This is a genomic window from Hydrogenophaga pseudoflava, from assembly GCF_004353865.1.
In the GTDB taxonomy this organism is placed as follows: Bacteria; Pseudomonadota; Gammaproteobacteria; order Burkholderiales; family Burkholderiaceae_C; genus Hydrogenophaga; species Hydrogenophaga pseudoflava.
Map to the genome: position 1 here is coordinate 2,810,077 of NZ_CP037867.1, position 20,039 is coordinate 2,830,115.

Sequence of the window (20,039 nt, forward strand, 5' to 3'; positions counted from 1 at the left end):
ATGCCCCAGCGCTTCTTAGCTCATGCTTGCCTGGTCGGCCTCAGTGCCCTGTTGAGCGCCTGCGGCGGCGGCGACAGTGGCGACGACGCCGGAGGTGGTGGCAGCTCGGCCGAGAAGGTGGCCAGCTGTGGCCTCAGTGGCGGCCCGTTGCGCATCATGCCTCTGGGCGACTCCATCACCGAGGGCGAAGCCGGCCACAACAGCTACCGCCGGGTGCTGTGGCAGCGCCTGAACGGCGCGGGCTGCTCGGTCAACCTGGTCGGCAGCAAATCGGGCGTGTCCAGAGGCTCACGCGACAGCGGGTCGGTCAACCCACCCAACGCCGACTTCGACCTGGACCACGAAGGCTACTGGGACTATTCGGTCAACGAGCTCGCGCCCCGGGTGGGCGGGCTGGTGGCCCAGGCACAGCCCGATGTCGTTCTGGTGCATCTGGGCACCAACGACGTGCTCGCAGGCCAGTCGGCCAGTGGCATCGCCGCCGAGCTCGGCGGCGTCATCGACGCGATCCGCGCAGGCAAGCCGGACGCCCACATCCTGCTGGCCAAAATCATCCCGGCGGCACCCGACCCCTCCGGCACCGCAGCCCTCAACCGCCTGATCGACGGCGTCGCGTCCGGCCGGTCCAGCGCCACATCGCCGATCGCGGTGGTCAACCAGGCCAGTGGGTATTCCACCGGCGACAACTACGACGGCGTCCATCCCAATGTCAGCGGGGAGTCAAAGCTGGGCAACCGCTGGGCGGACGCCGTGCTCGCCTGGCGGACTCAGTGATCGCCGGGTCTTCGGCTCGCTGCGCCCAAAAAGAAACCCGGCATTGCCGGGTTTCTTTTTGAACATGCCGGCGGTGATCAGCCCGCTGTGGCCTCTTCGGGCTTGGCCTTGCCTTCCTTCTTGGGCAGCGGCTGGATGTCGAGTTTGACCTCCTGCGTTTCCTTGCCGTCCTCGCCGACCTTGGACTCCAGGTCCACCGTCAGGCGCCCGCCCTCGGTCAGACGTCCGAACAGCAGCTCGTCGGCCAGCGCGCGGCGAATGGTGTCCTGGATCAGGCGCTGCATCGGACGCGCCCCCATCAACGGGTCGAAACCCTTCTTGGCCAGGTGCTTGCGCAGCGTGTCGGTGAAGGTGACCTCCACTTTCTTCTCGGCCAGTTGGCCTTCCAGCTGCAGCAGGAACTTGTCCACCACGCGCATGATGATCTGCTCATCCAGCGCCTTGAAGCTGACGATGGCGTCCAGCCGGTTGCGGAACTCCGGCGTGAACAGGCGTTTGATATCGCCCATTTCGTCGCCGGCCACACGCGGGTTCGTGAAGCCGATGGTCGCCTTGTTCATGGTCTCGGCGCCCGCATTGGTCGTCATGATGATGATGACGTTGCGGAAGTCGGCCTTGCGCCCGTTGTTGTCCGTCAGCGTGCCATGGTCCATCACCTGCAGCAGCACGTTGAAGATGTCGGGGTGCGCCTTCTCGATCTCGTCCAACAGCAGCACGCAATGCGGCTTCTTGGTGATGGCCTCGGTCAGCAGACCGCCCTGGTCGAAACCGACATAGCCCGGAGGCGCGCCGATCAGGCGGCTGACCGCGTGCCGCTCCATGTACTCCGACATGTCGAAGCGGATCAGGTCGATGCCCATGATGTAGGCCAGCTGCTTGGCGGCTTCGGTCTTGCCGACGCCGGTGGGGCCGCTGAACAGGAAGGCGCCAATCGGCTTGTCGGCCTTGCCCAGCCCTGAACGGGCCATCTTGACGCTGGCGGCCAGCACCTCCAGCGCCTTGTCCTGGCCGAACACCACGCTCTTGAGGTCGCGCTCCAAGGTCTGCAGCTTGCCTCGGTCATCATTGGACACGTTCGCAGGCGGAATGCGCGCGATCTTGGCCACGATTTCCTCGATCTCGGCCTTGCCGATGGTCTTCTTCCGCTTGGAAGGCGTGAGGATGCGCTGCGCCGCACCGGCCTCGTCGATCACGTCGATGGCCTTGTCCGGCAGATGGCGGTCGTTGATGTACTTGGCCGAGAGCTCTGCGGCGGCCTGAAGGGCGGCCACCGCGTACTTGACGCTGTGGTGCTCCTCGAAACGGCTCTTGAGCCCCTTCAGGATATCCACCGTCTGCTCCACCGTCGGTTCGACCACATCCACCTTCTGGAAGCGGCGGGACAGCGCCGCGTCCTTCTCGAAGATGCCGCGGTACTCGGTGAAGGTGGTGGCGCCGATGCACTTGAGCTGGCCGCTGGACAGCGCCGGTTTGAGCAGGTTCGAGGCGTCCAGCGTCCCGCCCGAAGCCGCACCGGCCCCGATGAGCGTGTGGATCTCGTCAATGAACAGGATGGCGTTGGGCTTGTCCTTGAGCGACTTCAGGACAGCCTTGAGGCGCTGTTCGAAATCACCCCGGTATTTGGTGCCCGCCAGCAAAGCGCCCATGTCGAGCGAGTACACGGTGGCCTCGGCCAAGATGTCGGGCACATCATTCTGCGTGATGCGCCAAGCCAGGCCTTCGGCGATCGCGGTCTTGCCCACGCCAGCCTCACCGACCAGCAGCGGGTTGTTCTTGCGGCGGCGGCAGAGGATCTGGATCGTGCGCTCGACCTCGTACTCGCGGCCGATCAACGGGTCGATCTTTCCTTCCTTGGCCGCCTGGTTGAGGTTCTGGGTGAACTGCTCCAGCGGCGATTGCTTTTCGTTGCTCTTGGCCTCGGCGCCCTGCTCCTCGTTGTCCGCAGCACTTTCGCCCGGCTTGGACGACTCGGGCGGATCGCTCTTGCGGATACCGTGGGCGATGAAGTTCACCACGTCCAGGCGCGTCACGCCCTGCTGGTGCAGGTAGTAGACGGCGTGAGAATCCTTCTCGCCGAAGATGGCCACCAGCACGTTGGCGCCGGTCACCTCTTTCTTGCCGTTGCCGGTGGACTGCACGTGCATGATCGCGCGCTGGATCACCCGCTGGAACCCCAGCGTGGGCTGCGTGTCCACCTCGTCGGTGCCGGCCACCTGGGGCGTGTTGTCCTTGATGAAGTTCGTCAGGGACTTGCGCAGGTCGTCGATATTGGCCGAGCAGGCGCGCAAAACCTCGGCTGCGCTGGGGTTGTCCAGCAGCGCCAAGAGCAGGTGCTCAACCGTGATGAATTCGTGTCGTTGCTGGCGAGCCTCAACGAAGGCCATATGCAAGCTGACTTCAAGTTCCTGGGCAATCATGGACGCTTCCTTTGGGCTGGTGAGAATCTGAAACGCAAGCGTTCGGGTAGAGGTTTACAGGGAAGAGACCATCAGTTGGGGTAGACCCGCCTTTATTCAACCGGTTCACTCAGACATTGCAGCGGGTGACCAGCGGCTCGGGATGCCGCCAGCACCTGATCGACCTTGGTGCTGGCCACGTCCCGGGTGTAGATGCCGCAGATGCCTTTGCCCTCCAGGTGGATCTTGAGCATGATCTGGGTGGCCGTCTCCCGGTCCTTGCTGAAAAACTCCTGGATCACGTGCACGACAAACTCCATGGGCGTGAAGTCGTCGTTGAGCAACACGACCTGAAACATCTGTGGTGGCTTGGTTCGCTGGGTGCGCCGCTCAAGCACCACCGAGTCATCGCTGCCGACGCCTGTCGGAGCGGCTGGAACTGGGGGTTTCTTCGGTATCTGCGTGGCCATGAAAATGATTCTAGCGGCCAGCTGACTCGCAAGTCGGGCTGTGGACATGTCCAGGCAAGTTCCGGCTGGCGGGCTGCGCCTGCCGGGTGCCTGGTATCTCTGTTGCTGACCCTTTCCATGGCGCCATTGTCCGCCTTGATGCCAAGAAAAAACCGCCAAGGAATGGCAATTCCTGGCGGCTTTTGTGCCCTTTCCCCGGAGGGGGAAAGACCGGACCTACATGTGGTCAATCATGACCTGCCCGAAACCGGAACAGGACACCTGGGTGGCCCCGTCCATCAGCCGAGCGAAGTCGTAGGTCACCCTCTTGGAGAGAATGGCCTGCTCCATGGCCGAAATGATCAGGTCGGCGGCCTCCGTCCAGCCCATGTGACGCAACATCATTTCAGCCGACAGGATCTCGGATCCGGGGTTCACGTAGTCCTTGCCGGCGTATTTCGGCGCGGTGCCGTGGGTGGCTTCGAAGCAGGCCACCGAGTCGGACAGGTTGGCGCCCGGGGCGATGCCAATGCCGCCCACCTGGGCCGCCAGGGCGTCAGAGACGTAGTCGCCATTGAGGTTGAGCGTGGCGATCACCGAGTATTCGGCCGGCCGCAGCAGGATCTGCTGCAGGAAGGCGTCCGCAATCGAGTCCTTGATCACGATGTTGCGGCCGGTTTTGGGGTTCTTGAACTGGCACCACGGGCCTCCGTCGATGGGCTCGGCGCCGAATTCCTTCTGGGCCAGGGCATAACCCCAGTCGCGGAAACCGCCCTCGGTGAACTTCATGATGTTGCCCTTGTGGACCAGGGTCACGCTGGGCTTGTCGTTGTCGATCGCATACTGGATCGCCTTACGCACCAGCCGCTCGGTGCCCTCGATCGACACCGGCTTGATGCCGATGCCCGAGGTTTCAGGGAAGCGGATTTTGGTCACGCCCATCTCGTCCTGCAGGAACTTGATCAGCTTCTTCGCCTTGTCACTCTGGGCGGCGTATTCGATGCCGGCGTAGATGTCTTCCGAGTTTTCTCGGAAGATCACCATGTTGGTCTTCTCAGGCTCCTTCAGCGGCGACGGCACGCCTTTGAAGTACTGCACCGGCCGCAGACACACGTACAGGTCCAACTCCTGCCGCAGTGCCACGTTCAGGGAACGGATCCCGCCCCCAACCGGCGTGGTCAGAGGGCCCTTGATCGAGACCACATACTCCCTGAGCGCGGCCAGCGTCTCTTCCGGCAGCCAGACGTCGGGGCCATACACCTTGGTCGACTTCTCGCCCGCGAACACCTCCATCCAGTGGATCCTGCGCTTGCCGCCGTAGGCTTTCTCCACGGCCGCGTCAACCACCTTGAGCATCACCGGTGTGATGTCCAGACCGGTGCCATCGCCTTCGATGTAGGGAACGATAGGCTCATCCGGCACGTTCAGCGACATGTCCTGATTGACAGTGATCTTCTGGCCCTGGGCCGGCACCTTGATGTGCTGATACATGGAAAACGATCTCCGGTGGAATGATGGATGCGGCAACTCTGAGGCCGGAATCGGCTCAGACAGCCGGAAATTCTATTCCGCCTGACAAGACTGATCGCGCACAATGCGCGCTTGCACGACACGAGAACCTCCCCATGATTCGCCGGACCACCCTCCTCGGCCTGCTGGCCCTGTTCGTCTCTCCTGCTTGGTCGCAGACTGCTCCGCAACTCGACCTGCCCAAGGTCACGCTGAAGGCGGGCATGCACCTGATTCACGCCCAGGTGGCCTCCACTCCTGAACAGCGGGCGACGGGTCTCATGTTCCGTTCTGAGATGCCCGCCAACGAAGGCATGCTGTTCGTTTTCGAGGAGTCCGCGGGGCAGTGCTTCTGGATGAAGAACACCCTGCTGCCTCTCACCGCTGCCTTTGTGGCCGACGACGGCACCATCGTCAACCTGGCGGACATGAAACCCAGGACGCTGGACTCCCACTGTTCCGCCAAGCCGGTGCGGTACGTGCTGGAGATGCACCAGGGCTGGTTCGCCAAGCGCGGCATTCAGGCGGGGTCTCGGCTTGGCGGGCTTCCCTTCGAAGGACGGCGCTGAACCACAACACCAATAAAAAAGCCCGCCGTGAGGCGGGCTTTTTTGATGGTGGGTAACAGCCAAACCAGAATCAGGCCACCAGTTCCAGCGCAGCATTGAGCGTCTTGCTCGGACGCATCACCGTGGAGAGCTTGTCGAAGTCGGGCTTGTAGTAACCGCCAATGTCCACCGGCTTGCCCTGGACCTCGATCAGTTCTGCGACGATGGCCTGCTCGTTGTCCGCCAGCTGCTTGGCCAGCGGCGCAAACTTGGCAGCCATTTCGGCATCCTCGGTCTGCGCGGCCAGTTCCTGTGCCCAGTACAGCGCCAGGTAGAACTGGCTGCCCCGGTTGTCGAGCTGGCCGGTCTTGGGGGACGGGTTCTTGTTGTTGTCCAGCAGCTTGCCCGTGGCACTGTCCAGGGTCTTGGCCAGGAGCTTGGCCTTGCTGTTGCCGGTCTTCAGCCCCAGGTCTTCCAGCGACACAGCCAAGGCCAGGAATTCACCCAGCGAGTCCCAGCGCAGGTGGTTCTCTTCCACCAGCTGCTGCACGTGCTTGGGGGCCGAGCCGCCGGCACCCGTCTCGTACATGCCGCCACCGGCCATCAGGGGCACGATGGACAGCATCTTGGCCGAGGTGCCCAGTTCCATGATGGGGAACAGGTCGGTCAGGTAGTCGCGCAGGATGTTGCCGGTGGCGCTGATGGTGTCCAGGCCACGGATCACACGCTCCAGCGTGTAGCGCATCGCACGCACCTGGCTCATGATCTGGATATCCAGACCGTTGGTGTCGTGCTCGTGCAGGTACATCTTGACCTTGCGGATCAGCTGGGCTTCGTGCGGGCGGTACGCGTCCAGCCAGAACACCACCGGCATGCCGGAATTGCGGGCGCGGTTGACGGCCAGCTTGACCCAGTCGCGGATGGCGGCGTCCTTGACCTGACACATGCGCCAGATGTCGCCCTCTTCCACGTTCTGGCTCAGCAGCACCTCGCCGGTTTCCAGGTCGGTGATGTTGGCGATGCCGTCCTCGGGGATCTCGAAGGTCTTGTCGTGTGAGCCGTATTCCTCGGCCTGCTGGGCCATCAGGCCGACGTTGGGCACCGTGCCCATGGTCTTGGGGTCGAAGGCGCCGTGCCACTTGCAGAAGTTGATCATCTCCTGGTAAATGCGGGCGAAGGTCGACTCCGGCATCACGGCCTTGACGTCCTTCAGGCGGCCGTTCGCGTCCCACATCTTGCCGCCGTTGCGGATCATGGCCGGCATCGAGGCGTCGACGATCACGTCATTGGGCGAGTGGAAGTTGGTGATGCCCTTGGCCGAGTCGACCATGGCCAGCTCGGGACGGTGCTCATGGCAGGCATGCAGGTCGCGCTTGATCTCGTCCTGCTTGGACTGCGGCAGCTTGGCGATCTTGTTGTACAGATCGACCATGCCGTTGTTGACGTTGACGCCCAGCTCCTTGAACAGCTCGCCGTGCTTCTCGAAGGCTTCCTTGTAGAAGATTTTCACGCAGTGGCCGAACACGATGGGGTGCGAGACTTTCATCATGGTGGCCTTGACGTGCAGCGAGAACATCACGCCGGTCTTGCGGGCATCCTCGATTTCCTTCTCGTAGAAAGCCAGCAGGGCCTTCTTGCTCATGAACATCGAGTCGATGACTTCGCGGTCGAGCAGGGAAACCTTGGGCTTGAGCACGATGGTCTTGCCGCTCTTGGTGATCAGCTCCATCTTCACGTCGCGTGCCTTGTCCAGCGTGATCGACTTCTCACCGTGGTAGAAGTCGCCGGCGTGCATGTGAGACACGTGCGATTGCGAAGCTTGGCTCCATTCGGCCATGCTGTGTGGGTTCTTGCGGGCGAACTCTTTCACCGCACGGGGGGCGCGGCGGTCCGAGTTGCCTTCGCGCAGCACCGGGTTCACGGCCGAGCCGGTGCACTTGGCGTAACGCGCCTTGATGGCCTTTTCTTCGTCGTTCTTCGGGTTCTCGGGGTAGTCGGGAATCTTGTAGCCCTTGGCCTGAAGTTCCTTGATGGCCGCCACCAGCTGCGACACGGAGGCGCTGATGTTGGGCAGCTTGATGATGTTGGCCTCGGGGCGCAGCGTCAGCTTGCCCAGCTCGCCCAGGTAGTCCGGCACCCGCTGCTCTTCGGTCAGGTATTCGGGGAACTGCGCCAGGATGCGGGCGGCGACGGAGATGTCGCTGGTGGTCACGTTGACGCCCGCGGGGGCGGCAAAGGTGCGGATGATGGGCAGGAACGACGCCGTCGCCAGCAGGGGCGCTTCGTCGGTGAGGGTGTAAACGATGGTCGAGGACGGTTGGCTCATGGCATGGCTCCTGATGTCGTTGTTGGAAATCCGCCGCTCCCGACAAACTCGGGGCAAGCGGTCGATGGTGTGGGATTTTGCTTTCAGTCCTCTGACCTCGGCTTCAAAATTCGAAGTGTTATCTCACATAACAAAATTGAACATCAAAAACTCCAACTTTTTTTCACCGTTGCCTTGACCTCATGGGTCCGAGGCCATGAAAAAAGCCCGAAGGCATGCACCTTCGGGCTTCGCCGAACCGGATTGGTCCGTCGCAGTCAGGCGAAGTTGCTTTCGGCAAACGACCAGTTGACCAGCTTGTCCAGGAAGGTTTCAACGAACTTCGGCCGCAGGTTGCGGTAGTCGATGTAGTAAGCGTGTTCCCAGACGTCCACGGTCAGCAGGGCCTTGTCACCGGTCGTCAGGGGCGTGCCGGCGGCGCCCATGTTGACGATGTCCACGGAGCCGTCGGCTTTCTTGACCAGCCAGGTCCAGCCGGAACCGAAGTTGCCCACGGCGGACTTGACGAAGGCTTCTTTGAAAGCCGCGTAGCTGCCCCACTTGGCGTTGATCGCAGCGGCCAGCGCACCGGAAGGCTCACCGCCGCCGTTGGGCTTCATGCAATTCCAGAAGAAGGTGTGGTTCCAGATCTGGGCGGCGTTGTTGTAGATGCCACCGCTGGACTTCTTGACGATCGATTCGAGGTCCATGGACTCGAACTCGGTGCCCTTCTGCAGGTTGTTCAGGTTGACCACATAGGCGTTGTGGTGCTTGCCATGGTGGAACTCCAGCGTTTCCTTGGAGTAGTGCGGTGCCAGGGCATCGATGGCGTACGGCAGTGCGGGCAGGGTGTGTTCCATGTGGGGTCCTCGTCTGTTGAGTGGGAAAAGTCCGGCGCATTGTAGGCAACACGTTGAACCGCTGCTGCCCTCAGGGGAAAAGAGGCCCGCCCTTCAACGGTCCACAGTCAGATCCACCGAACCGTCCGCCAGGGTCGCCGTGACGGACTGGCCCGGCCGCACCTGCGCGGCCTGGGTGATCGCGCGTCCATCACGGTCAGAGAGAAATGCATAGCCGCGCTCGAGCACCAGCATCGGATCCAGCAGGCCGAGCGCCGCACCGCAACGATCCAGCCGCTGCACGTGCGCCGACAGCGCGCGTGCGACCGCCTGGGGCAGCGTGAAGGACAGCCGCTCGAGATGGAGGGCGTGGCGCTGCTGGCGCAGCTGCACCGCCGACGTGAGCCGGTGCTGCAGGGCCGACAGCCGCTGGCTGCTGTCGTGCAGACGGCCAGAGGGGCGCCCCAGCCGCTGGGCCAGCCGGTCCAGCCGCTGCACCCGCAGGTCCAGCCCCCGCCAGACCACATCTCTGAGATCGGTTTCGAGCTGCTCCAGCTCGTCAAGCCGCTGTTGCCGGGCCGGTGCGCACAGCTCGGCCGCCGCCGTAGGCGTGGGGGCCCGCAGGTCGGCCGCAAAGTCGGCCAGCGTGAAATCGGTCTCGTGCCCGACGCCGCAGACCAACGGCATGGGCGCGCGCACGACCGTGCGCACCACCGATTCGTCGTTGAACGCCCAGAGGTCTTCCAGCGATCCCCCTCCACGAACCAGCAGAAGCACATCGCCTTCGCAGGAGTTCCTGAAGCGCTCGTAGGCCTGCTCCAGCGCCCGGCAGATTTCCTGCGGCGCCTGTGCCCCTTGCACCGACGCAGGATGCACCAGCACCGGTATGTGGGGCACCCGCCGCCGCAGTGCGGTCACCACGTCGCGCAGCGCAGCGGCTCCCAGCGAGGTCACCACCGCGATGCTCCGCGGCTGCGACGGCAACTCCCGTTTGCGCCGGGGGTCAAACAGCCCCTCCGCCTCCAGCTTAGCCTTGAGCCGGATGAACTGTTCGAACAAAGCGCCCTGCCCCGCCGGTTTGAGCGCTTCAACGATCAGCTGCAGATCCCCACGCGGACCATAGACATCCAGCCGGCCCTGAGCTTGCACCAGCAGCCCATCCCGCGGAACAAACTGCAGCTGATCCGCCGCACGGCGGAACATGGCACAACGCAACTGCCCCGATTCGTCCTTCAGCGAGAAGTAGCAGTGTCCGCTGGCGGCACGGGAGAAGCCCGAGATCTCGCCACGAACTGCCACGGGGTTGAAGCGCACAGACAAGGCGTCCGCAATCGCTTGCATCAGCGGCCCAACCGCCCACACGCGCCGCGCAGAGCCGTCGTCCGGCGTGAAAAACGGCTCAGACACTGGCATCTCCGGGGCGAACCTGTCCACAAGGCGCGCCGTTGCTGGAATCCGTGCCCTCGACCCCCGTGTCATCTAGGACCTGCGGGAAGTGGCTTGATTTCAAAGCACTTTGGGCTGCCTGTTTTGTCATCGAACTGTTGAAACGCAGACGTTTGGCGGGATGCGCCGCCATCGAGGCACGGTTCTGCACAAAGTTATCCACAGAATCTGTGCATGGACCCCAGGGTCGGGTTCGGGTGGAGAGGCTGGTGCATCGGCGCAGGACTGCTGCGGGCGGTCGCAGGGGCTGAGACATAATCAAAAGATTGCACCGGAGCCCTGATTTGTTTTCCATCATACAAGCCGCTGGCTGGCCGATCTGGCCCCTCATCTTCTGTTCAGTGATCGCTCTCGCCCTCGTGATCGAGCGTTTTGTCAGCCTCAAGGCGGCCAAGGTTCTGCCGCCACAACTGCTCGAGGAAGCCATCATGGTTTCCCGCAACGGCGTCCCCAACCCGGATGTCGTCACCCAGCTGGAGCAGAACTCGGTGTTTGGCGAGGTGCTCGCCAGCGGCTTTCGGACCCTGAACAACAACCCCAGGGCCACCGAAGACGACCTGAGATCTTCACTGGAGGGCGCGGGACGCATCGCCGGTTCGCGGCTGCAACGCTACCTGGGGGCGCTGGCCACGATCGCCTCCGCAGCCCCTCTGCTGGGTCTGCTGGGCACGGTGATCGGCATGATCGAGATCTTCGGCTCCCAGGGTGGCGACGGTGGCATGGGCACCATGCCGGGCGGCGGCAATCCCACCCAGCTGGCGCACGGCATCTCGATCGCCCTGTACAACACCGCTTTTGGCCTGATGGTGGCCATTCCCGCGCTGATTTTCTGGCGCTATTTCCGCGCCCGGGTCGACGACTACCTGCTGGCCATGGAAGTCGCCACGGAGCGGTTCGTCCGCCACCTGGTGACACTGCGCAACAAGTAAGCAGCGCCCGGGAACCCCGCATGAACTTCCGTCCTGGAACCCGTGATGAGCCGGAGATCAACCTGATCCCTTTCATCGACATCCTGCTGGTCGTGCTGATCTTCCTGATGCTGACCACGACCTACAGCAAGTACACGCAGCTGCAGGTCAATCTGCCGGTGGCCGATTCCGAGGCCCAGCGCAGCGCCCCGAAGGAAGTCATCGTCTCGGTCAGCAGCGACGGCCGCTACGCGATCAACCAGTTGCTGCTGGACGGCTCGTCCGTCGAGTCGCTCACCCGTGCGCTCGAAGAAGCAACGCAGGACACACGCGACATGGTGATCATCATCAGCGCAGATGCCGCGGCCACCCACCAGTCGGTGATCAACGTGATGGACGCGGCGCGGCGCGCCGGGCTGGTGCAGATCACCTTCGCCACCCAGCAGTCCGGCTCTGCCCCGTCGCGCGGCAAGTCCTGATATCCCCGCCATGACACTCCCGGACGCCGAAGCCCGGTGGCAAGCGATCTGGGCGCAGCGGGGCTGGAAAGCCCGCCTGCTGTGGCCGATGTCCCAGATCTACCGGGCGCTGGTCGGCTTGCGGCGGCGCCGCTACGCACAGGGTCAATGGCCAGTGGAACGCCTGCCCGTGCCGGTGATCGTGATCGGCAACGTGGTGGTCGGTGGCGCGGGCAAAACGCCCACGGTGATGGCGCTGATCTCCCATCTGCGCTCGCGGGGCTGGTCGCCGGGCGTGGTGTCCCGGGGGCACGGGAGGCTGGGTGAAGGACTGCTGGAGCTCACATCCGGGACAACGGCCTCGGAGGCTGGGGACGAACCCACCCTGATTCACCGGAGCACAGGCGTGCCGGTCGTGGTGGGAAGGCGTCGTGCGCACGCTGCCCGTGCACTGCTGGCGGCGCACCCCGAGGTGGACCTGCTGCTGTGCGACGATGGGTTGCAGCATCTGGCACTGGGACGTGACATCGCCATCGCGGTGTTCGATGACCGGGGCACCGGCAACGGATGGCTGCTGCCGGCGGGCCTGCTCAGGGAGCCCTGGCCTCCTGCCGCGGAAGACCCGTTCTCGCCACAGTTTGTCTTGCTGCAGCGACGGGCTGACTCCGCACCGGTCTCGCCCCCTGCCTTGCCCGTGGGCGCGACCTTGTTTGTGGCCACCCGGCGTCTCGCTGGCGTCGCCCGCGGTCCTAGTGGCAGTGAACGGCCCTTGTCCGAACTGGCGGGCCAGGACCTGGTGGCCGTGGCCGGCATCGCCCGGCCGGATGTCTTCTTCGAAATGCTGCGCAACCAGGGGCTGACCCTGTCCCGGTGCATGGCCCTGCCAGACCACGCGCCACCGGACGCCTACCAGGCAGTCCTGGATTCACCCTCATCCACCGTGGTGTGCACGGAAAAAGATGCGGTCAAGCTGTTCGCCCAGGCACTGGCGCTGCCAGCCGACCGGCGCCCGTCCCTGTGGACGGTGCCATTGGAGCTTCAGCTCGACCCGGCCTTTCTGGCTGAACTGGATCATCGGCTGGAGGCTCTGCGTGCAAGCGCGCGACTATCATCGCCTCATGGATACCAAACTGCTTGAACTGCTGGTCTGCCCCGTCACCAAAGGCCCTCTGATCTTCGACCGCGAGGCCCAGGAACTGATCTCCCGCAGCGCCCGGCTGGCCTATCCGGTGCGCGACGGCATTCCCATTCTGCTCGAGCACGAAGCCCGGACTCTGAGCGACGAAGAAGCCGCTCGGCCACCGGCACCCACCGCATGAGCGCGGCTGTCCGGACACCGGCCTTCAGCGTGCTGATTCCGGCGCGCATGGCCTCCAGCCGCCTCCCGGACAAACCTCTGGCAGACATTGCGGGCCTGCCCATGGTTGTTCGTGTGGCCCGGCAGGCGCTGCTCAGCGGCGCCCGCCAGGTGGTGGTGGCGGCCGACGATCCCCGCATCCTGAGCGCCTGTGCGGAGCATGGCGTCACGGCGCTGCTCACCCGTTCCGACCACCCCTCCGGCAGCGACCGGCTGGCCGAAGCCTGTGAACTGCTTGGCCTGGCTGACGACGAGCTCGTGGTGAATGTGCAGGGGGACGAGCCGCTGGTGGACCCCGCGCTCATTGCCGCAGTGGCCACGCAGCTGGCGCAAAGGCCCGATTGCGTGATGAGCACCGCCGCCCACGCCATTGAGCAGGTGGAAGACTTTCTCAATCCGAACGTGGTCAAGGTGGTGCTCGACCGGCGGCAGGTGGCGCTGTATTTCAGCCGCGCGCCCATCGCCTGGTGGCGCGACGGCATGTCGAACGGCCAGCCGCTCAGCCTGCCTTCTCCGGCCCCTTGGCGGCACATCGGCGTCTACGGATACCGGGCGGGTTTCCTGCGCCGTTTTCCGTCGCTGGAGCCGGCACCGCTGGAACTGACGGAGTCGCTGGAGCAACTGCGCACCCTATGGCACGGTGAGCGCATTGCGGTGCATCTCGCGACCCATGCGGCCGCTCCCGGTGTGGACACCCCCACGGACCTGGAAAGGGTCCGGGCGCTGCTCCGGAAGTCTTGAACTGCGACACTGTCTGTAAGGCAGTGTCGGGGTAGGCCATGCTATCCTCGTTCGACCCTCGATACCGGGGCCAGCTCAGCCGCGGAGACAGGCGAGCACGAATGAAACACTGATACAAGGAAGACGATGAGACTGATCCTGTTGGGCGCTCCTGGTGCGGGCAAGGGCACACAAGCCACCTTCATCTGCCAGAAGTACGGCATCCCCCAGATCTCGACCGGCGACATGCTGCGTGCCGCCGTGAAGGCTGGCACGCCTCTGGGCATGCAGGCCAAGGCGGTCATGGACGCCGGTGGCCTGGTGAGTGACGACCTGATCATCAACCTCGTCAAGGAACGCATTGCCCAGCCCGACTGCGCCAGCGGCTTCCTGTTCGATGGCTTCCCGCGCACCATCCCGCAGGCCGACGCTATGAAAGCGGCCGGCGTGAAGCTGGACTACGTGCTGGAAATCGACGTGCCGTTCGACGCCATCATCGAACGCATGAGCGGCCGCCGCTCACACCCCGCCTCAGGGCGCACCTACCACGTGAAATTCAACCCGCCCAAGGTGGAAGGCAAGGACGACGTCACCGGTGAACCGCTGATCCAGCGCGACGATGACAAGGAAGAAACGGTCAAGAAGCGCCTGGAGGTGTACAGCGCCCAGACCCGACCGCTGGTCGACTACTACAGCCAGTGGGCCAGGACAGATCCGGCCGCCGCCCCCAAGTACCGCGCCATCAGCGGCACCGGTTCGGTGGATGAGATCACAGCCCGCGCGTTCGAGGCCCTGGCCGCCTGACCCAGCGCCCACTCCTCCTGCAAACCCGGCAACTTGCCGGGTTTCTTTTTTTGTCGTTGCAACGGGCTGGCGCGTCAGGGTTCCAGCAGCGAGAGTGCCAGAGCCAGCCGCGCCTTCACAGGGGGCAGTCCGGCAGAGTCGGGCATGGGATTGGCCGTGTCAGGAATCACACGCCCTCGGGCGCAGCGCGTGGCCCTGACCACCCGCACACCACGGGCCATGGCCTCCGACAAGGCCGAGGCCAGCGACTGGTGAACCGTGCCGTTGCCGGTGGCAGCCACCACAATGCCCTGCGGACGCAGTGCCGGGTCGGCCTGCAGCAGCGCGCGAACGATGGAGCCGTCGGCATCGGCATGACTGGTCACCAGTTGGACGCGTGGCAGCGCATCGGCCCGCAGCACCCGCGCCAGCAGTGCCTCAGAACGCTCGGCGGTCGGGCGGCTTGCGGGAGGATGGAACCACCGGACCTCGCCTTCTTCCACACACGCCATAGGGCCGGCGTCGCCCGAATCGAACGCATCCACCCGGTAGCTGTGAACCTTGGTCAAGTGCTCGGGCGCGTGCACCAGCCCCGCACAGACCACCACACACCCTCCGACCTCGGGATGACCCGCCACGGTCACGGCATCCAGCAGGTTCTGAGGGCCATCGGGCACAAGGGCGGTGGCTGGGCGCATCGCGCAGGTGAACACCACCGGCTTGCGGGGCTGCAGCACCGTCTGGATGAAAAAGGCAGTTTCTTCCAGCGTGTCGGTGCCGTGTGTGACCACAACGCCGGCAACCTCGTCGCGTGCAAGGTGGTGAGAGAGCCGAAGCAACAGCCGCTTCCACAGACCGAAGTGCATGTCCTTGCTGTCCACCTGGTCCACCTGCTCCACCTCCAGTGGACTGCCTTGCAGCGCTGGAACGCCCCCCAGAAGATCTTCCACACGAACCTGCCCTGCCACATATCCCACGTTATCTCCTGCCCGGGCGGCCCGCCCGGCGATCGTTCCGCCAGTCCCCAGGATCACGCAAAAGCCTCTGTTGTTGTCGCTCACTTGCCAAGTCTCCGAAACTGTTTAAAAATACAGATACTGGATGTACAAACAGCCTGTCCAGCCGCATCCCACCTAACCACGAGGTTGACATGATCGAGTCGTTCCCGCCCAAGCTCACGGCCCGCCAGCAGCAAATCCTGGAGTTGATCCAGAACGCCATTGCCCGCACCGGCGCTCCACCCACCCGCGCAGAAATCGCCACCGAGCTCGGATTCAAGTCGGCCAATGCGGCCGAGGAGCACCTTCAGGCGCTCGCACGCAAAGGCATGATCGAACTGGTCAGCGGCACCTCCCGCGGGATCCGTCTTCGCAGCCGGGAACTGCAGGCCATCAACGATCAGCGGACTCATCAGCTTACACTGCCGATGCCCGGCCTTTCTCAGCTCATGCTGCCCCTGATCGGGCGGGTGGCTGCCGGCTCACCGATCCTCGCTCAGGAACACGTCGACCAGACTTATCACGTCGAGCGCAGCCTGTTCCAGCGCACACCTGACTACCTGCTGCGCGTGCGCGGCATGTCCATGCGCGACGTCGGCATCCTCGACGGCGACCTGCTGGCCGTGCAGTCCGGCAAGGACGCGAAAAATGGGCAGATCGTGGTGGCCAGGCTCGGAGACGATGTGACTGTCAAGCGTTTCATGCGCCGCGACCACCAAATCGAGCTGCACGCGGAAAACCCGGACTACAAAACGATCGTGGTGCAACCGGGTGAACCCTTCGAGATCGAAGGCCTCGCCGTGGGCCTGATTCGCAACAGCTTCCAGATCTGACCCGCAGGGTCGGTGCCGCCCTCGCAGGTGGCGGGCGTTTTGCCAGAACAGCACACTGTCCTTGGCAAACCCTGCGAGAGCGGCTCTTCCGAACCAATCCTGCCTGTGTCCAACCCCTTTCCGGAGTTTCACATGGGAATCCGCATCACCTCCAAGACCTGGCGCGCTCCGTTGCAGTTGATCGACAACTGGCTGCCGTCACCTCCTTGTCCCAACAAGACCCGCAAACCGCTGCCAACGTTGATGCAGCGGTTTGTCAGGGCCGGATGGTTGGCCAACAAGCAACCGAAACAGTCGCTGTCGGCCTCTCACGGCGCTTCCATGGCCGAGGTGTCGCGGCCCTCACAGACAGCAACCATCCGCTTGAAGCACACCAGCCAACCGGATCGAAGCGCTTGCCTGGTGATTTCAGGGCGCATGGCCGATGTCTGCGCCGAACTGGATCGTCTGGCCGCTCTCGAGCACCGCACCGAACCCGCCTGACAGCTCAAAGTCTGTACAGAATGCTCATGGCGGCACAATAGTGCTCCATGAACATCGTGATACTGGACGACTATCAGGACGCCGTCCGAAAGCTGGATTGCGCAGCGCGCCTCGACCCCTATCCCGCCAAAGTGTTCACCAACACGGTCAAGGGGGTCGGGCAACTGTCCATACGGTTGCGGGATGCCGACATCGTGGTCCTGATCCGGGAAAGAACCCCGGTATCCCGTCAACTGGTTGACAAGCTGCCTCGCCTGAAGCTCATTGCGCAGACGGGGCGTATCGGCAGCCATATTGACGTCACTGCCTGCACCGAACGCGGCATCGCCGTGGCCGAAGGCACAAGTTCCCCGATCTCCACCGCCGAGCTGACATGGGCTCTGGTCATGGCGTCGATGCGGCGCATTCCCCAGTATGTCGCAAGCCTCAAGCACGGCGCCTGGCAACAGTCGGGGCTGAAGTCATCGTCCATGCCCGCCAACTTCGGCCTCGGCATGGTTCTTCACGGCAAGACACTCGGCTTGTGGAGCTATGGCCGCATCGGCAAGCTGGTCGCTGCTTACGGCAAGGCCTTCGGCATGCAGGTGCTGGTCTGGGGTGGCGATGAGTCCTGCCGGCAGGCCGTTTCCGACGGCTTTGAGGTCGCAGCCAGCCGGGAAGATCTCTTTGAGCGTTCGGATGTGCTCAGCCTTCATCTTCGACTCAGCGACCGCAGCGCGGGCTGTGTCACGCTGGAGGATCTTTCTCGCATGAAGCCGACCGCCCTGCTGGTCAATACATCCAGAGCGGAACTGATCGAGGCCGAGGCCTTGCTGACCGCGTTGAACCGGGGGCGCCCAGGCATGGCCGCCATCGATGTTTTCGAATCAGAGCCGATTCTTCAGGGGCATGCGCTGCTCAGGCTCGAGAACTGCATCTGCACGCCTCACATCGGCTACGTCGAGCTCAGCAACTACGAGACCTTGTTCTCGGCTGCGTTCGACAATGTGGTCAATTTCATCAAGGGAACGCCCACGAACATCGTCAACCCTGGCGCCCTGCAGGTGCGACGCTGACCATCAGGCTCAGCAGCGCCAACAAAAAAGCCAGCACGTGTCTGGCTTTTTTTGTTGAGCAAACATGCTCACTGTGTGGACTGTGCGCCCTTGCCCGGTGGGATTTCTCCGTCATCGGGTGGCGTGAAATCCAGAACTTCAAAATCAATGAGGTTGCCCATGTCCGCGGCCTCCACTGCAGAGATGCCCGTCGATGACGCGAGCCTGGCCGTGGGCTCCACCGGCACCACAACGTCGGGCAGCGATGCTTCGAACGCCGACGCGTCGTGCAGCGCATCCAGGTCGATATCCAGGCCAAGACGGGGGGAGGCGTGCGGGATTTCATCCATCGGTTCGGTCAACCGTTCCGAAGCTGCCGCAGAGGACGAAACAGCAGCCATCTTCGGCCCCGCAGCCTTGAGAGGACGAATCGCCGTGTGCTGGAAGTCAGAAGAAGGGGTGCTCGAATCGCGCTGGATCACATCCTTCGCGATGGCGTGGAGGAGCAGGAGCTCACGGTACGCTTCGAGATCAAACACCTCCGACTCGGGATCGGCCGCATCCCTGAAGATGGACTTTTCGATGACATCCAGCACCTTGGGCTGAGGCCACAGTGCCTGAATCCGCCCGAACGCAGTCTCGTAGGCTTCCAGGCCCCGGTTGGAGTCGCTGTACTGATCGAACGGCGGGGCACTTGCATTGAACTGGCGGTTGAACTCTTCGCGCAGCTTTTCGTACTCGTCGCGCCGCCCCAGCCGGTGGTAGAGCTTGAAGAGGTCAAGATACGCGAGCGCACTGGGCTCCTGGCTTTCGTGCAAATGCATCTTGAGGACACCGATCGCCTGGTCAAACTCGCCCAGCGAAACGAAAAAATCCGACTGCTGCTGGACGTCGAACAGTTCTTCCGTAGCGACGGACCGGGACACGCCGATGTGGCTGGTGCGGAAATCGCGGCGCTCGGAAGTGGACAAGGGCATCGCTCCGCTGTCACCAGAACCTCTGCGCACAGGACCCAGTTCGTCCAACCCGGAATCGGCATCCAGATCAAGGTCAAGATCCAATCCTTTGGCCGCCACCTTCCTTGCAGGCTTGTCGGCAGGCACCTTGGCCGCTTTCGCTGCACCAGACGTCCACCAGTCCTTCTGAGGGGTACCCGCAACGCCAATGGCGGTCTTGCGTCGCCACAGCCAGGCCAGTGCTGCCAAAGCAAGAAGCAGCAGCGCCCCCAAGGTGTACGCAGCCCACGACATGAAGCGCGACTGTTCGAGCCTGGCCTCCATGTCCTGCATGGCGGCCTTGTTGCGCGCCTCCCGCTCACGCAAGCCTTTGGATTCGGCCTCCAGGACTGCCAGCTTCTGGGTGTCGCGAAGAATGTCCTCGGGGGATGCGTTCAATGCCTTCCAGAGCTGGGCAGCAGCGGCCCGCTCCTGGGGGTTCGAGGAGGGCTCGCTGAGCAGGGACAGTGACAGTTTGAGAACCGGATCGCGCTCGATCGCGAGACTCACGTCCACAGGGTCCAGCTGGAGCCGCGGGGTTACATCCCTTGCCGGTTCCACCGGCTTGCGCACCACGCTGGCTGGCCTGGGCCTGGAAGCAGAAGCAGGCGCCGTGCTGCGCGTCGGAGCCGCCACAGGAGTACCGCTGCCAGCTGCCGGACCAGCAGACACTCTGGAGCTGCCTGTCGAACCCTCCGCAGGGATGGGCGACGGCTTGGGCACTACTTGTGAACCGGACAACGCAGGCGCTGTTTGCGACGCCGTTGCAGGCTCGGACAGAAAGTCAGCCAGCAGCACATACCGACGGGAGAACGGCGAAGCGCAGCCCGCCCTCAACACCACCGAGACAACGGGTTCGTTCACCGGCACCGTGGTCTGGATCCGCACCGATGCCTCGGCATCGGGTGCGTTGTGCTGCGTCGAGGTGCGCACAGACGAAGGACCCAGCTGGTTGTCACCGAAGAACACATCGGCCTGCAGGCACAGCGCGGACAGATCTTCCCCTGGAGCCGCGACGGCCTGCACCCGTATATCAAGAGGCCTGCCAATGAGAACAGCGCCGCTGTGTCGCCCCAAAGTGGCCGCCGAACCGCCCAACGCCGTTGATAGCAAAATAGAGCCAACCAAGATCTGGCGCACGTCACAGCCCTTCCGTTCTTCGTGGCAACATTTTGTCATAGGTCGTTGCCCACCCTTCTTAAAT

General features: G+C 63.6%; 19 protein-coding genes. 11 read left to right on the plus strand and 8 right to left on the minus strand.

Annotated elements, in window-relative coordinates:
* On the plus strand, window positions 1-774 hold the full coding sequence (locus HPF_RS13480) for an SGNH/GDSL hydrolase family protein (RefSeq protein ID WP_079365794.1): 774 nt from the start codon (window positions 1-3) through the stop codon (window positions 772-774).
* Window positions 775-851: 77 nt separating this feature from the next.
* Here the strand turns inward: HPF_RS13480 and clpA are convergent, their stop codons facing one another.
* The 3 genes from clpA to icd all read right to left on the minus strand — a co-directional run bounded on the left by clpA (window position 852) and on the right by icd (window position 5,110).
* On the minus strand, window positions 852-3,191 hold the full coding sequence (gene clpA, locus HPF_RS13485) for an ATP-dependent Clp protease ATP-binding subunit ClpA (RefSeq protein WP_066151025.1): 2,340 nt from the start codon (window positions 3,189-3,191) through the stop codon (window positions 852-854).
* 92 nt (window positions 3,192-3,283) lie between these two features.
* The gene (gene clpS, locus HPF_RS13490) at window positions 3,284-3,640 is read right to left on the minus strand and encodes an ATP-dependent Clp protease adapter ClpS (RefSeq protein ID WP_133156860.1); all 357 of its coding nucleotides are present in this window, start codon (window positions 3,638-3,640) and stop codon (window positions 3,284-3,286) included.
* 216 nt (window positions 3,641-3,856) lie between these two features.
* On the minus strand, window positions 3,857-5,110 hold the full coding sequence (gene icd / locus HPF_RS13495) for an NADP-dependent isocitrate dehydrogenase (RefSeq protein ID WP_133156861.1): 1,254 nt from the start codon (window positions 5,108-5,110) through the stop codon (window positions 3,857-3,859).
* Window positions 5,111-5,244: 134 nt separating this feature from the next.
* Between icd and HPF_RS13500 the strand changes: the two genes are divergently transcribed.
* The gene (locus HPF_RS13500; protein ID WP_066151031.1) at window positions 5,245-5,697 is read left to right on the plus strand and encodes a DUF192 domain-containing protein; all 453 of its coding nucleotides are present in this window, start codon (window positions 5,245-5,247) and stop codon (window positions 5,695-5,697) included.
* A gap of 70 nt (window positions 5,698-5,767) precedes the next feature.
* Here HPF_RS13500 and HPF_RS13505 read toward each other — a convergent pair whose 3' ends face one another.
* From HPF_RS13505 to xseA, 3 genes are all read right to left on the minus strand, one after another.
* Window positions 5,768-8,002 carry an NADP-dependent isocitrate dehydrogenase gene (locus tag HPF_RS13505; protein WP_133156862.1) on the minus strand — a complete coding sequence of 745 codons (2,235 nt, stop codon included), beginning with the start codon at window positions 8,000-8,002 and terminating at the stop codon, window positions 5,768-5,770.
* 257 nt (window positions 8,003-8,259) lie between these two features.
* Complete coding sequence (locus HPF_RS23915) at window positions 8,260-8,841, minus strand: superoxide dismutase (RefSeq protein WP_066151037.1); 582 nt, start codon at window positions 8,839-8,841, stop codon at window positions 8,260-8,262.
* Between the two features lie 93 nt (window positions 8,842-8,934).
* Window positions 8,935-10,233 carry an exodeoxyribonuclease VII large subunit gene (xseA, locus tag HPF_RS23920; RefSeq protein WP_424955175.1) on the minus strand — a complete coding sequence of 433 codons (1,299 nt, stop codon included), beginning with the start codon at window positions 10,231-10,233 and terminating at the stop codon, window positions 8,935-8,937.
* A 317-nt stretch (window positions 10,234-10,550) separates the two neighbouring features.
* Between xseA and HPF_RS13515 the strand changes: the two genes are divergently transcribed.
* The 6 genes from HPF_RS13515 to adk all read left to right on the plus strand — a co-directional run bounded on the left by HPF_RS13515 (window position 10,551) and on the right by adk (window position 14,513).
* A complete protein-coding gene (locus HPF_RS13515; RefSeq protein ID WP_066151043.1) occupies window positions 10,551-11,195 on the plus strand; it encodes a MotA/TolQ/ExbB proton channel family protein in 645 nt (214 codons plus the stop codon).
* Between the two features lie 20 nt (window positions 11,196-11,215).
* Window positions 11,216-11,653, plus strand: a complete 438-nt coding sequence (locus tag HPF_RS13520) for an ExbD/TolR family protein (RefSeq protein ID WP_066151048.1) — start codon at window positions 11,216-11,218, stop codon at window positions 11,651-11,653.
* 10 nt (window positions 11,654-11,663) lie between these two features.
* Window positions 11,664-12,770: a tetraacyldisaccharide 4'-kinase gene (gene lpxK, locus HPF_RS13525; RefSeq protein WP_133156863.1), complete on the plus strand. Its 1,107-nt coding sequence runs from the start codon at window positions 11,664-11,666 to the stop codon at window positions 12,768-12,770.
* On the plus strand, window positions 12,751-12,951 hold the full coding sequence (locus HPF_RS13530; protein WP_066151054.1) for a Trm112 family protein: 201 nt from the start codon (window positions 12,751-12,753) through the stop codon (window positions 12,949-12,951). Before lpxK ends, HPF_RS13530 begins: the two co-directional genes overlap by 20 nt.
* A complete protein-coding gene (kdsB, locus tag HPF_RS13535) occupies window positions 12,948-13,730 on the plus strand; it encodes a 3-deoxy-manno-octulosonate cytidylyltransferase (RefSeq protein WP_066151056.1) in 783 nt (260 codons plus the stop codon). The genes HPF_RS13530 and kdsB overlap by 4 nt, the downstream gene beginning before the upstream one ends.
* Before the next feature lie 126 nt (window positions 13,731-13,856).
* Window positions 13,857-14,513: an adenylate kinase gene (gene adk, locus HPF_RS13540; protein ID WP_133156864.1), complete on the plus strand. Its 657-nt coding sequence runs from the start codon at window positions 13,857-13,859 to the stop codon at window positions 14,511-14,513.
* A 74-nt stretch (window positions 14,514-14,587) separates the two neighbouring features.
* Here adk and HPF_RS13545 read toward each other — a convergent pair whose 3' ends face one another.
* Entirely contained in the window at window positions 14,588-15,553 is a 966-nt protein-coding gene (locus tag HPF_RS13545) for an asparaginase (protein WP_133156865.1), read from the minus strand.
* Window positions 15,554-15,642: 89 nt separating this feature from the next.
* On the opposite strand from HPF_RS13545, the gene lexA reads away from it, so the two are divergent.
* From lexA to HPF_RS13560, 3 genes are all read left to right on the plus strand, one after another.
* Entirely contained in the window at window positions 15,643-16,323 is a 681-nt protein-coding gene (gene lexA, locus HPF_RS13550; protein WP_133156866.1) for a transcriptional repressor LexA, read from the plus strand.
* Window positions 16,324-16,455: 132 nt separating this feature from the next.
* A complete protein-coding gene (locus tag HPF_RS13555) occupies window positions 16,456-16,806 on the plus strand; it encodes a hypothetical protein (protein ID WP_133156867.1) in 351 nt (116 codons plus the stop codon).
* Between the two features lie 47 nt (window positions 16,807-16,853).
* A complete protein-coding gene (locus HPF_RS13560) occupies window positions 16,854-17,861 on the plus strand; it encodes a D-2-hydroxyacid dehydrogenase family protein (RefSeq protein WP_066151071.1) in 1,008 nt (335 codons plus the stop codon).
* Window positions 17,862-17,929: 68 nt separating this feature from the next.
* Here HPF_RS13560 and HPF_RS13565 read toward each other — a convergent pair whose 3' ends face one another.
* Window positions 17,930-19,975: a type IV pilus assembly protein FimV gene (locus HPF_RS13565; protein WP_133156868.1), complete on the minus strand. Its 2,046-nt coding sequence runs from the start codon at window positions 19,973-19,975 to the stop codon at window positions 17,930-17,932.
* Window positions 19,976-20,039: the final 64 nt, after the last annotated feature.

Excerpts from the sequence above, each read along its gene's own strand:
- HPF_RS13480 (WP_079365794.1), top strand. The coding sequence starts at position 1 with ATGCCCCAGCGCTTCTTAGCTCATGCTTGCCTGGTCGGCCTCAGTGCC.
- clpA (WP_066151025.1), bottom strand. The coding sequence starts at position 3,191 with ATGATTGCCCAGGAACTTGAAGTCAGCTTGCATATGGCCTTCGTTGAG.
- clpS (WP_133156860.1), bottom strand. The coding sequence starts at position 3,640 with ATGGCCACGCAGATACCGAAGAAACCCCCAGTTCCAGCCGCTCCGACA.
- icd (WP_133156861.1), bottom strand. The coding sequence starts at position 5,110 with ATGTATCAGCACATCAAGGTGCCGGCCCAGGGCCAGAAGATCACTGTC.
- HPF_RS13500 (WP_066151031.1), top strand. The coding sequence starts at position 5,245 with ATGATTCGCCGGACCACCCTCCTCGGCCTGCTGGCCCTGTTCGTCTCT.
- HPF_RS13505 (WP_133156862.1), bottom strand. The coding sequence starts at position 8,002 with ATGAGCCAACCGTCCTCGACCATCGTTTACACCCTCACCGACGAAGCG.
- HPF_RS23915 (WP_066151037.1), bottom strand. The coding sequence starts at position 8,841 with ATGGAACACACCCTGCCCGCACTGCCGTACGCCATCGATGCCCTGGCA.
- xseA (WP_424955175.1), bottom strand. The coding sequence starts at position 10,233 with ATGCCAGTGTCTGAGCCGTTTTTCACGCCGGACGACGGCTCTGCGCGG.
- HPF_RS13520 (WP_066151048.1), top strand. The coding sequence starts at position 11,216 with ATGAACTTCCGTCCTGGAACCCGTGATGAGCCGGAGATCAACCTGATC.
- lpxK (WP_133156863.1), top strand. The coding sequence starts at position 11,664 with ATGACACTCCCGGACGCCGAAGCCCGGTGGCAAGCGATCTGGGCGCAG.
- HPF_RS13530 (WP_066151054.1), top strand. The coding sequence starts at position 12,751 with ATGGATACCAAACTGCTTGAACTGCTGGTCTGCCCCGTCACCAAAGGC.
- kdsB (WP_066151056.1), top strand. The coding sequence starts at position 12,948 with ATGAGCGCGGCTGTCCGGACACCGGCCTTCAGCGTGCTGATTCCGGCG.
- adk (WP_133156864.1), top strand. The coding sequence starts at position 13,857 with ATGAGACTGATCCTGTTGGGCGCTCCTGGTGCGGGCAAGGGCACACAA.
- lexA (WP_133156866.1), top strand. The coding sequence starts at position 15,643 with ATGATCGAGTCGTTCCCGCCCAAGCTCACGGCCCGCCAGCAGCAAATC.
- HPF_RS13555 (WP_133156867.1), top strand. The coding sequence starts at position 16,456 with ATGGGAATCCGCATCACCTCCAAGACCTGGCGCGCTCCGTTGCAGTTG.
- HPF_RS13560 (WP_066151071.1), top strand. The coding sequence starts at position 16,854 with ATGAACATCGTGATACTGGACGACTATCAGGACGCCGTCCGAAAGCTG.